At 47.6% G+C, this 11,790-nt stretch carries 10 protein-coding genes; all 10 read left to right on the forward strand.

Going from position 1 to position 11,790, the window contains the following annotated elements; genetic code table 11:
* The first annotated feature begins 29 nt into the window (after positions 1 to 29).
* Positions 30 to 950: a glycosyltransferase family 2 protein gene (locus G006_RS26380; RefSeq protein ID WP_020485690.1), complete on the forward strand. Its 921-nt coding sequence runs from the start codon at positions 30 to 32 to the stop codon at positions 948 to 950.
* Between the two features lie 49 nt (positions 951 to 999).
* Positions 1,000 to 2,298 (forward strand): glycosyltransferase, encoded by a 1,299-nt coding sequence (locus tag G006_RS0123555; protein ID WP_152429005.1) that lies wholly within the window; start codon positions 1,000 to 1,002, stop codon positions 2,296 to 2,298.
* Between the two features lie 11 nt (positions 2,299 to 2,309).
* Positions 2,310 to 3,080, forward strand: coding sequence for a glycosyltransferase family 2 protein (locus G006_RS0123560; RefSeq protein ID WP_033194303.1), 771 nt, complete (start codon positions 2,310 to 2,312; stop codon positions 3,078 to 3,080).
* Between the two features lie 43 nt (positions 3,081 to 3,123).
* Positions 3,124 to 4,479 carry a prephenate-dependent tRNA uridine(34) hydroxylase TrhP gene (gene trhP, locus G006_RS0123565; protein ID WP_026147262.1) on the forward strand — a complete coding sequence of 452 codons (1,356 nt, stop codon included), beginning with the start codon at positions 3,124 to 3,126 and terminating at the stop codon, positions 4,477 to 4,479.
* 14 nt (positions 4,480 to 4,493) lie between these two features.
* Positions 4,494 to 4,979, forward strand: coding sequence for a ribonuclease E activity regulator RraA (gene rraA / locus G006_RS0123570; RefSeq protein WP_020485694.1), 486 nt, complete (start codon positions 4,494 to 4,496; stop codon positions 4,977 to 4,979).
* 37 nt (positions 4,980 to 5,016) lie between these two features.
* Positions 5,017 to 5,973, forward strand: coding sequence for a 4-hydroxy-3-methylbut-2-enyl diphosphate reductase (ispH, locus tag G006_RS0123575; protein WP_020485695.1), 957 nt, complete (start codon positions 5,017 to 5,019; stop codon positions 5,971 to 5,973).
* A 25-nt stretch (positions 5,974 to 5,998) separates the two neighbouring features.
* Positions 5,999 to 6,355: a rhodanese-like domain-containing protein gene (locus G006_RS0123580; protein ID WP_020485696.1), complete on the forward strand. Its 357-nt coding sequence runs from the start codon at positions 5,999 to 6,001 to the stop codon at positions 6,353 to 6,355.
* Positions 6,348 to 6,746, forward strand: a complete 399-nt coding sequence (locus G006_RS0123585; protein WP_020485697.1) for an RNA-binding S4 domain-containing protein — start codon at positions 6,348 to 6,350, stop codon at positions 6,744 to 6,746. Before G006_RS0123580 ends, G006_RS0123585 begins: the two co-directional genes overlap by 8 nt.
* Positions 6,747 to 6,980: 234 nt before the next feature.
* A complete protein-coding gene (locus tag G006_RS0123590) occupies positions 6,981 to 8,771 on the forward strand; it encodes a hypothetical protein (protein WP_020485698.1) in 1,791 nt (596 codons plus the stop codon).
* Between the two features lie 22 nt (positions 8,772 to 8,793).
* Positions 8,794 to 11,736 (forward strand): DUF748 domain-containing protein, encoded by a 2,943-nt coding sequence (locus G006_RS0123595; protein ID WP_152429006.1) that lies wholly within the window; start codon positions 8,794 to 8,796, stop codon positions 11,734 to 11,736.
* The last annotated feature ends 54 nt before the right edge of the window (positions 11,737 to 11,790 follow it).

The following is an 11,790-nucleotide window of genomic DNA, read 5'->3' on the forward strand; positions in this document are numbered from 1 at the left end:
GCATTTAAAGATAATTTTGATTTTTTTCGATGAATAATAATTCTGTGCTGTTGCGAGATCATACTAGGCTAAGTCTTGATCCAACGCTCTTTCTGCCATCTAATCCAAAGCGACAAGGTGAGGGTGGTTTACGAAAGTCAGGTACATTTAAGCGTTCCCAATCCAATAAGCCATTGATCAGTATTCTGACTGCTGTGTTTAATAGTGCTTCTTCTATTGAAAAAACCATACTAAGTGTACTCAGTCAGGATTATGATAATTTGGAGTTCATTATCATAGATGGTGGTTCGACTGATGGGACTGTAGATATTATTAAAAAATATGAAAATTCCATAGATTACTGGGTAAGCGAGCAGGATAAAGGCATTAGTGATGCTTTTAATAAAGCGGTAAACCTTGCGGCAGGAGATTATGTAAATTTTCAGGGTGCAGGGGATTATCTATTATCCAATAGCGTAGTTAGTGAGATGATGCAAAGTATTGACTTATCGAGAGATCTGTTAATTTGTGGCCGAGTACAGCGCGTTTCGGACTCCAATGATGATCGCGTGTTGTGGGTTGCACCTAAGGTTTATCGTGAAAAATTCGATAAGCGGACATTGCTATTTAAAATGTCTCTTCCTCATCAGGCGCTTTTTACGCACAAAAAAATGTTCGAAATGTATGGTATTTTTGATTTAAATAATTTGTATTGCATGGATTATGAACATTTGTTGCGCGCTTATAAAAACTTTCCGCCAGTTGTTTTGAAAAATATAATGTTTTCTGCTTGGAGAGAGGGTGGCGTAGGGACACAAAAAGTACGTGAAACACTAAGCGAATATGGTAGGATTAAAGTCAAGAATAAAGTGGCTCCTATATTTTTTTTGCAAATAATTTCGTTATGGATTTTTTGCAAGTATTATATGAAGTGTTTTCTTGTGATATTTAAAAAAATTGGGTGGCGATAGTTTTTTCTTAAATAAAATAAATTTTATCTGTTTGTTTTGGTAGTCGTGAGTGCAATCTGATGTCAATCGTTTTAATGTGCTTGGTGATAGGGTGATATCGATTGTATCTTTTTCAGAATCAAGAGGTGGAGCCGCTAAAGCTGCGTTGAAGTATTTTATTGCCCTTAAGGAACGGACTGTGCCTGTTCAACTTGTTGTTGTGGAGAAATATTCTAAGGATTCGAAGGTTGTTGCTCCAGGAAAACTAATTTTTTATGTTCACTTTTTGAAAAGAATTTTAGTGTTTTTCTTACAAAATCTTCAAAAAAGCTCTAATTTGACTAAGCATTCAACTAATTTCTTTAGTTGTTGCCAAGTTCTAAAAAATATAAATAATTCTGAGCTGGTTCATTTAAATTGGATAAATAATGAAACCATCGCGTTGGAGAAAATTCCCAGTATAAACGCGAAAATAGTTATTACCCTGCATGATGAATGGTTTTATTGCGGAAGCGAACATTATTCCTTGGGAAGCACGCGATTTATCGAGGGGTATAATGTTGCGAATAAAAATGTAATTGGGGTTGATCTGGATCAATTAACCTGGGCCAGGAAAGAGCGAGTTTTAAATGCAATCAGAGACAGGGTTATTTTTACTGCCCCTTCCTCTTGGATGGTAAGTCGGGCAACTGAAAGCGCTTTATTGGGAAATTTTGATATACGGCTTATACCCAATTGTTTGGATACGGAGCTCTATAGGCCGACGACTAACGATTATTTAGTTGATTACGGCGTGTCCGCCCAAAACCGAGTCATTCTATTCGGTGCTGTGCATGGTAAGAATATGTATATGAAGGGCTTTGATTTGTTGCAGGAAGCTTTGCGTTTGCTGGCAATCCGTCTACAGGATAAAAGTAATATTGTGCTGGTGAGTTTTGGAGGGAGGGCAGGCAAAAATTCCATGGATTTTGGCTTCCGGCATGTCGAAATTGGGCCGGTTATGGATGCGTCGATACTGGTTCAGCTATATAGTCGCGCGGACTTTACCGTGGTGCCCTCGCTAGTCGAGTCGTTTGGGCAGGTTGCCGCAGAAAGCTTGGCGTGTGAAACACCAGTCATCGCATTTGATTACTCGGGTCTTAAAGACATTGTAATTCACAAAATCAATGGCTATTTAGCTACCCCATATTCCACGGAGTCATTGTGCGAGGGCATGCTGTGGTTGCTGGATAGAGACTTATCCACTTTAAAGCAATTGGGTGAAAATGGTAGGCGGCACGTGATTGAGACATTTTCCGAAGATATTGTTGTTGAAAAACTGCTCAGTCTTTATCGCGAACATGCTCCGTCGAGTCTCGTATTCAACTAAAATAATCCATAGTGTCTAAGGTAATATCGATTATCACTGTTTGCTTCAATAGCGCTTCGACTATCGAAGGCACCATTATTTCCGTAGCAAAACAAAAATACCCAGTTAAGGAACACATCATTGTCGATGGTGCGTCGACAGACGGAACCATGGATGTGGTAAGACGATACACCGATAAATTGCGAGTGGTTTCCGAACCGGATCGTGGTATTTATGATGCCATGAACAAAGGTATCACCATGGCGACTGGAGAAATAGTCGGAATACTCAACGCGGATGATTTTTACGCTCATGATACTGTACTAGACCAAGTCGCCAGTGTCTTTTCCGATGCGACAGTCGATGCTTGTTATGCTGATTTGGTATACGTAGATCAGAAAAACACTAGCCAAGTCACCCGCTATTGGGAGTCAAAGCCTTTTCAGCGCGGTCTTTTTGAAAAAGGCTGGATGCCCGCGCACCCCACTTTTTTTGTGCGTCGGAAGATATACGAACAATTCGGCAGTTTTGATCTTAATTTTCCGCGTCAGGCAGACTTTGAATTGACCATGCGCTTTCTTGAGGTTCACAGTATCAAGGCAGTGTATGTGCCGGATATATGGGTAAATATGCGTACTGGAGGGGTTTCCAATAATAGTGTCCGAGGCGTGTTAGAAGGTAATATCGAGGCATATAGAGCATGTAAAAAGAATGGGCGACGAGTGTCCATGCTGCCCTTCATTGTTCGCAAAATGCTATCGCGAATACCGCAATTCTTCAAACGTCCGAAAGTTACCGGATAGATTCTTTGTTAAAATGCCTGTCAGCTCATTTTTAAGTACAGACATGAAACACATCGAACTTCTCTCCCCCGCCGGCACCATTCGTAATATGCGTTACGCTTTTGCGTTCGGAGCTGACGCCGTTTATGCTGGGCAGCCGCGTTATAGCCTGCGTGTGCGCAACAACGATTTTATGGCCGATAACTTAGCCAAAGGCATAGCCGAAGCGCATCAATTAGGTAAAAAGTTTTTCCTGGCCGCCAACGTCATTCCGCATAACGCCAAAGTCAAAACCTTTATTAAAGATATTGAGCCGATCATTGAGATGGGGCCGGATGCTTTGATCATGGCTGATCCGGGTTTGATTATGATGACCCGTGAGCAATGGCCAGATATGCCGATTCATTTATCGGTACAAGCCAACACGGTGAATTATGCCAGCGTCAGATTCTGGAAAAGCATGGGCGTAGAGCGGGTAATTCTGTCGCGGGAATTGTCCTTGGACGAGATTGCCGAAATCCGCCAACAATGTCCGGATATGGAACTGGAAGTGTTCGTGCATGGTGCGTTATGCATTGCCTATTCCGGGCGTTGCTTGCTGTCCGGGTACTTCAATCATCGCGATCCGAATCAAGGTACCTGCACCAATTCTTGTCGCTGGAAATACGATACTAAACCGGCGGTAGAAAACGCCGAAGGCGATTATTTGTTGGCCGATAGTGCGGTCATCTCGATGAATGATCTAAACCAGGGACTAAATACCGCCAGTTGCGGCGGTGCTGATCGGCATCCTTTGGCGGACAATATCTATTTCTTGGAAGAAGAGGGTCGTCCGGGCGAATTGTTGCCGGTCATGGAAGACGAAAACGGCACCTACATCATGAATTCCAAAGATTTACGCGCTATCGAGCATGTGCAACGCTTGGTGGAAATCGGTATCGACAGCCTGAAAATCGAAGGCCGCACTAAGTCGCATTTTTATGTGGCGCGCACCGCGCAAACCTATAGGCAGGCGATAGACGATGCCTTGGCCGGGCGGCCGTTCCAGCCCGAGTTGCTGGGTGTCCTGGATAACTTGGCTAATCGCGGTTACACCGACGGTTTTTATCAACGCCACCACACCCACGAGCATCAAAATTACTTGTCCGGTTACTCTAAAAGTCACCAGCAGCAATTTTGCGGCGAAATTACCCATTACGACGCCGAGACCGGTTGGGCGGACATTAGCGTCAAAAACAAGTTTTCGCTGGGCGACAAGCTGGAATTGATTCTGCCGCACGGCAATCGGGATATAACAGTGGAAAATATGGTCGATAAGTACGGTCAGCCCATGCAGGAAGCGTCCGGTGGTGGATATGAAGTGAAAATTCCGCTGCCCGACGCCGATTGCCAATACGGATTGCTGGCGCGTTATTACTAGCCTTTGGAGGCTGTATGTCATTTCTTACCGGCGCTTTATGTGACCGTTTTTCCGCCCAAGAAAACTTTCAAATTGCCGAGCCTTTGTTTCGGTATTTCGGCGGTAAAAGCCAGTTCAGCGGGCAAATCACTACTTTAAAAGTGTTCGAGGACAATACTTTAGTACGGACCGTGCTGGAAGAAAAAGTCACTGATCGGGTGTTAGTGATCGACGGTGGGGGCTCAAAGCGTTGTGCGTTGTTGGGGGATACTTTGACTGCTTTGGCAGTCGAAAATGGCTGGCAGGGTATCGTTGTGTACGGCAGTATTCGCGGCTCCGAAGCCATTAACAAGATGCCGATTGGCGTGGTGGCTTTGAATACGCATCCGCTATGCAGCAGTAAGCACGGCCATGGGCACCGAGACTCGGTGATTACCTTTGCCGGTGTCAATTTCAAAAAAGACCACTATCTGTACGCCGATAGCGACGGAATTATCGTCTCGGAAACAAAATTGGATTAAAATCCTTTTGTCTTAACCAAGTAAAATACTCAAGAATATGCAAATCGTACTCGCAAACCCTCGTGGATTCTGTGCCGGCGTTGACCGGGCTATTGAAATTGTCGATCAAGCGATCGATACCTTCGGTGCACCGATTTATGTGCGGCACGAAGTGGTACATAACCGTACGGTAGTCGACGGCTTGAAGGAAAAAGGCGCAATTTTTATCGAAGAACTGAGTGACGTGCCGGTTGGGTCGTATTTGATTTTTAGTGCTCACGGCGTTTCCAAACAGGTCCAAAAAGAAGCTGAAGAGCGCAAGTTGACGGTATTCGACGCGACCTGTCCGTTGGTGACCAAGGTGCATATGCAAGTCGCTAAGCACGCCAAGCAGGATAGGGAAGTGATTCTGATCGGTCATGCCGGCCATCCCGAAGTGGAAGGCACCATGGGTCAATACGATAAGTGTACCGAGCATGGCGACATTTATCTGGTTGAAACCCCGGATGATGTCAAAAACCTGAGAGTCAATAATCCGGATAATCTGGCTTATGTTACGCAAACCACGTTGTCGATGACAGACACCAAGATCATGGTCGATGCGTTACGCGAGCAATTCCCTTCCATCAAAGAGCAGAAAAAAGACGATATTTGCTACGCCACCCAAAACCGTCAAGACGCGGTCCATGATCTGGCAAAGATTTCGGATCTGATTTTGGTGGTAGGTTCGCCGAACAGTTCCAACTCCAACCGCTTGCGGGAAATTGCCGAACAGCTGGGTAAGCAGGCGTTTTTGATCGATACCTATAAAGATTTGAAACAAGAGTGGCTGGATGGCATTAACGTGGTGGGCGTTACTGCCGGGGCATCTGCGCCTGAAGTGCTGGTGCAGGAAGTCATTAATCAGCTGAAGGAGTGGGGCGGAGAAACCACCCAGGTTCGTGAAAACAAAGGTATAGAAGAAAAAGTGGTATTCTCGATTCCGAAAGAATTGAAAAAACATATGGAAGCTTGATTCCGTTTACGACTGGAGAGTTTTTATGAGCCTTACTGCCCAAGAACTGGTGGCTGCCGCCAAACAGCAGATTACTGAAATCGACGTGGCAACTGCGCAAACGCGCTTGAGCAGTTTATTACTGGATGTGCGCGAGCCGGCCGAATACGCCGCCGGACATTTACCGGGGGCCATCAATATTCCTCGCGGCTTGCTGGAGTTCAAGATCGACAGCCATCCGGATTTTCAAGGCCGGCAACAGGCGGATATAGTGGTTTATTGCCAGACTGGCGGGCGTTCGGCGCTGGCTACTCAGGTATTGAATCAACTGGGTTATAGCGGTGCAGTCAGCATGGCGGGCGGTTTTAAAGCCTGGACGGAGAGCGGTTTAAGCGTTGAGTGAGTTAAATCAAGTCCGCATCGATAAATGGCTGTGGGCCGCGCGTTTTTTCAAGACGCGCGGTCTGGCCGGCGATGCGGTCAGCGGCGGCAAAGTGCATGTCAACGGCCAGCGCTGTAAGCCGGGCAAGGAAGTGAAAGTCGGCGATTTGATTAGCGTCACCAAGGACCAATACACTTGGGAGCTTACGGTGACCGATCTGAATAATCAACGCCGTCCGGCTAAAGAGGCAGTGGCACTTTACAGCGAAGACCAAGCCAGTATCGATAAACGGCTTAAGCAAATCGAGTTACATAAGCAGCAGCAATCCTTGCAGCATCCGTCAGAGCGCGAGCATAAACCGAACAAAAAACAACGCCGGCAAATCCATCGCTTCAAACAGGACGCGCTCTAAGCGCTATCGCAGCGTCGAACAAAACAATAGCCACAAAACACACTTCAATTTATCATTCCCGGCTAACTTGCATGGAATTAGTGCTTGAATAGCGTCTATCCGCGGCATCAAGATGCCTTACGATAAATTTTATCGCACCACGATTAAGCGGCGCCTAAGAACTCGATTCTACATTTAAACGATACTGCATCGGGCACATGCCTGCCTGGGTTTCCCGACACCATAGGATATTTAATGTCGATACGTTGTTTTTCAGTCCTTACTACTGCATTGCTAACCAGCGGTTTGCTGGCCGGTTGCGCCACAACCCGGCAAATTGCCGTCGATTATCCGAAAACCGAGTCTTTACCGATCAAGCCGCTACGCGGTCAAACCACGGTGAGTGGCGATGATTACTATGTGCAATTAGTGTCGGACTTTGATTTCAAGGGGGATAACGCCTTGAAAGGCGGTTGTAGCGATGTAGGTGGCCACTACGAAAACGGCGACCTATCCGCCGCGCTGGTATTTAGCGTTCATAACGATCCGCTAAAACTGAAGCGCGAAGCCAGCGGCTTTTTGTATCAAGCCACCACCGGCAAATGCAATTTCAAACTGGAAACCAAAAAAGCCTCTCTGACGCCTTGGTTAAGGCTCGATTCCAGTAAGGACACCCTGATCGAATACAATTTTTTGACCAGTAACAGCCACGAAGCCAATCTTTCCCAGTTGATCAGCGACGTTAATGCCGCCAGCAGTTTGTTCGCATTCACCGGGGTCGGTGCCGGTATGGCAGTGATGGGCAAACTGGCCGGCAACTGGGTGGAGAGCAATCCGCAAGTGATGGCCAAAACCCCGGCTGCCGGCCCTTCCGGTAACGGTAAATACAGTTCCGAGACGCATTCTTTGCCTGCCAGCGTGGTACTTGCGGGCGACAGCAGTAGTTTCAATCAAATCCGTCTAGGTGTTTATGAAGTGGTTGAAGGTGGATTAAGTGCCTGGTCTTCCGAAAGCAAACTGCTGGGCGAATTGCGGGTTTACCCGGAAATTGTCTCCTCATTGCTGTTGAAAACCTCCGGCGATCTGCCGCCCGATGCGCATGATTTGTCACTTGATGAATTGTGGCGGGTACCGATCCAAACCGCCAACGGCGAAGTGAGTTTGCGGCAGTTGATCGATCAGGTAGACCCGGCCGCCAAACCCAATCTGCAACCGGATTGGCAGAATTATCCGGATGTAGAAAGCCAATGCCGGCGCTTGAAGTTGGCGATGAAGGATTTGGGCTTCAATAAATTTGATCGCAATGCGGTGTTGTATTATTTCCTGAGTAAAACCTCGCCGGATTGGAAAAACTTTAATATCTCGGCGCAGCGGGCCATGACAGACGAAATTCGGCCGAAGTTGCTGGAACAATACCGGGCTAAGGATTTCGCCGGCTGTCTGGCGAGCGAAGACTATGCCGTGATGAAGAGTATGAAACTGGCGGTTAATACCGAGCAGGATTGGGAGGCGCTGACCAACTCCCGGCAGAAAAAAGAAGGCGTCATCAACCCGATTCAGTCAGCGGCACGACAATTTTTATCGGCCTTGCAAAATCCCAACAAGGACGAGGCCGCCCGCCAGTTATACCCTTTGTTAAATACCGAAAAAGGTGGGAACGGGACGGTGTTACTGCAAAACCATCTGGGCAACTTTGGCTTGGAAGCGCTTTTGCAAGTACCGACGGTTGCCGACGAAGGCTTGCTGATCAACGCCGGTCAGCTGGCCGCCGTGTTTAGTGGGTTGAACGTCGAGACCTACAGTTGCGCGCGTCCGGCTCAGGATCAAGGCCAGCCTTTGGCGAATATTGGCATTATGCTGTTTGTCACCAAGCCCGGCAGTCCGCGCGAAAAAGGTGGGGCTTTGGAGTTTGAGTTAGTCCAAGGCAAGATCGCCCGATTGGCTTTTCAACATCCGTCCTTCCGCGATTTCGAACAAAATCTGGCCGATTACCCGGATCTCGGCGGATGTCGAATAGAAGCCGATTTATTGAATAAGTTGCACTAATTTCCAGCGCATGGTGGTGACAATGAAGCGGAAAAAGGGCTTGATCGCGGCACTGGGGCTAATCGCGCTTTTGGCACTCTATGCCTTTTTGGGGTTTTACCTGGTACCGACACTGGCGTTGAAAAAACTGCCGGCCTTGCTGCAGGAAGAAACCGGACAACAAGCCCGGCTATCAGAGATTCGCTTCAACCCATTCAAGTTCACGTTGATGGTGGAAGGCTTTGCCTTGGGGCCTAAAGACGGCAAAGAACTGGTGGGCTTCCAGCGTTTATTCGTCGATTTGGACGCAGTTGAATCGGCAAAGCTTGGCGGCGTGGTGTTAGATGCTATCGAGTTGAATAATCCGCAATTCAATATCGAACGTCGCGCCGATGGCGCGTTCAATTTTGCGGATATAAAAGTCAAACAATCAGAGCCGCAGCCCGACACAAAAGACAGTGGCGGCGATAGCTTGGCGCTGTTGGTCCATCAAATTGCGATTAAAGAAGGACGCATAAGTTGGCAGGACGCTGTTACCGGTCAAGTGCTATCGGAAAACTTGTTGCCGCTTAATCTGACTCTTAACGAGCTCAGCACCCAAGCGGCAAGCAGTGCAGTCGGCGATTTGAGCATGGGCTTGGAGTCGGGCGGGAGTATCGAATGGCATGGCGATTTCTCGATTGCGCCACTGGCGTCAAAGGGTCATCTGAAGTTGGAAAAGATTGGTTTGGCAAGAAGCTGGCAATTATTTTTGCAACAAATCCTGCCAGTGGAAATCGTCAACGGTCTGCTCGGCTTGCAAGTCGATTACACGCTTGCCGAAGCGCCGCATGGTTTACTGACAAAAATCAGCAACGGTATCATCGACATCAAGCAGCTGGAAATCACCGAGAACAATCACGGTAAGCCTTTAGTCAGCGTGCCGGCCTTGGCTGTTAGCGGAATTAATATCGATGTTAATCAACAGCAAGTTCAGATTGGCGCGGTATCCAGCAGCGATGCGGCGATTAGCGCATGGTTGCAAGCGGACGGCGTTGTCAATTATCAGGCTTTGTTTGCCGGAGATACCGCAGTTCCAGCCACCACTCAACCATCGGTACCACCAGCAGTTGCGGAGGAGAGCAAGCCGTGGCTGGTTAATGTTGATGAGTTAGCACTGAACAACTACAACATTCATTTTACCGATTTCAGTCTGCCGAAGCCGCTGGAACTGCAATTGAGCGAGTTGCGTTGCAAGTTGCAGAAATTCAGCACTCAGGATGGCGGCAAATTGCCTGTGCAATTAAGCAGCAAGTTTAATAATACCGGCGGTTTGAAAGTTGACGGCGAGATGAGTTTGCAACCCTTTACGGGGTCTTGGGCGCTGGATATTCAGGATATCAACCTTAAAGTATTCCAGCCTTATCTGGATCCATTTTTGAAACTGGAATTGGTGGATGGCGACTTGAGCGGGAAGGGCAATCTGCAATTGGCGGTTGCCGAACCACTGCAACTCACGTATCAAGGCGGTGCCAATTTAGAAGGCTTGGTGACCCGTGATCAGGTCAAGAACGTGGATTTCTTGAAATGGTCCAACCTGGAGGTGTCCGGGATAGACATCGATTTGGCGAAACAGGATTTCAAGTTCGCCAGGGTGATGTTTGATCGTCCTTACTTACGGTTTAATATCAAAAAGGACGGCAAAACCAATATCGACGACCTGATGGTGTCGCAACCACCATCAAAACCAGCGCCAGCGGCCAAAGCTCCCGCAAAACCGGCGGCCGACAAACCCGCCGAACCGCGTGTCAGTATCGGTAAAATCGAATTGAAAGATGGTAAATCCGATTTCTCAGACTACTCCTTGATTTTGCCGTTCGTGGCGGCCATGAACAGTTTGAACGGTGAAGTCAGCGGATTTTCCTCGGATAAAGACGCCGAGGCCAAGTTGGCTTTAAAAGGTAAGGTTTACGAGATGGCCTCGGTGGGCATCAAAGGCAAATATCAATTCGATACGGGTGATTCGGATATTGCCCTAAATTTTACCAACATGCCTTTGCCGTTGATTACGCCTTATATGGCTGAGTTTGCCGGCTACCGGATTGAAAAAGGCCAAATGGCGCTGGATTTGCGATACACCATCAAGCAGTCAGAGTTGGCGGTGCAGAACAAATTGCTAATCGATCAGCTGACGTTGGGTGAGCATGTGGAAAATCCCAATGCAGTGTCCTTGCCCTTGCATTTGGCGATTGCCTTGCTGAAAGATGCGGACGGCAAAATCAATCTGGATTTTCCAATCACCGGCAGTTTGGAGGATCCGAAATTCAGTATCGGCTCCTTGCTGGCTAATGTGTTGGTTAATCTGATCTCTAAAGTGGCGATGTCGCCGTTCAAGGCGTTGGGTTCGTTATTGGATGACGATAAAGATTTTAGTGCGGTGGCTTTTGCGCCGGGTAGTGCTGAATTAGCTGTCGAAGAATCCGCTAAATTGGATCAGCTTAACAAAGCCTTGCTCAGTAAACCTGAGTTGACTCTGGAAATCAAAGGGATAGCCTACGAAAACATGGATTGGCCGGCGATGCGTTTTGAAGCGGTAAAAGATGTACTGAAAAAAATGAAGTCCGGCGAGTTGCGCGACAAGGGTGAGAAAGTTCGGCACGAATACATTGAATTGTCCGACGATGACTACAAGCGCTTGCTGGCCAAGTTTTTTGGCGAAGTCTTCCCGCTGGAGATGGATAGATCCTTATTGGGCAAGCCACGGATCAAGAGTAATCCGGACGCTGACTTTTACCCGTTGGCGCAACAGAAGCTGGAAGGCATTTTTCCACCCGATCCGCAGCGCCTTAACGATCTGGCGATTGCCAGAGCCAACCATATCGCGCAGTATCTGGCCGAGCCCGGTGGGATCAGCAAAGATAGGCTGTATCTAATGGCGACCGAGTTGAATCAGGCCGAAACAGCGGATGGGATTAAGTCGGTGCTATCGTTGAGCGCTTCACAGTAAACGGAAGCTTACACTGTTTGTAATATAATGGCGTTTACGCAGCGATAGTGGCGC

It is taken from the genome of Methylomonas sp. MK1, from assembly GCF_000365425.1.
GTDB lineage: Bacteria > Pseudomonadota > Gammaproteobacteria > Methylococcales > Methylomonadaceae > Methylomonas.

Coding starts and splice junctions, on each gene's coding strand:
- rraA (WP_020485694.1), top strand. CDS start 4,494: ATGTCATTTCTTACCGGCGCTTTATGTGACCGTTTTTCCGCCCAAGAA.
- G006_RS0123595 (WP_152429006.1), top strand. CDS start 8,794: ATGAAGCGGAAAAAGGGCTTGATCGCGGCACTGGGGCTAATCGCGCTT.
- trhP (WP_026147262.1), top strand. CDS start 3,124: ATGAAACACATCGAACTTCTCTCCCCCGCCGGCACCATTCGTAATATG.
- G006_RS26380 (WP_020485690.1), top strand. CDS start 30: ATGAATAATAATTCTGTGCTGTTGCGAGATCATACTAGGCTAAGTCTT.
- G006_RS0123580 (WP_020485696.1), top strand. CDS start 5,999: ATGAGCCTTACTGCCCAAGAACTGGTGGCTGCCGCCAAACAGCAGATT.
- ispH (WP_020485695.1), top strand. CDS start 5,017: ATGCAAATCGTACTCGCAAACCCTCGTGGATTCTGTGCCGGCGTTGAC.
- G006_RS0123590 (WP_020485698.1), top strand. CDS start 6,981: ATGTCGATACGTTGTTTTTCAGTCCTTACTACTGCATTGCTAACCAGC.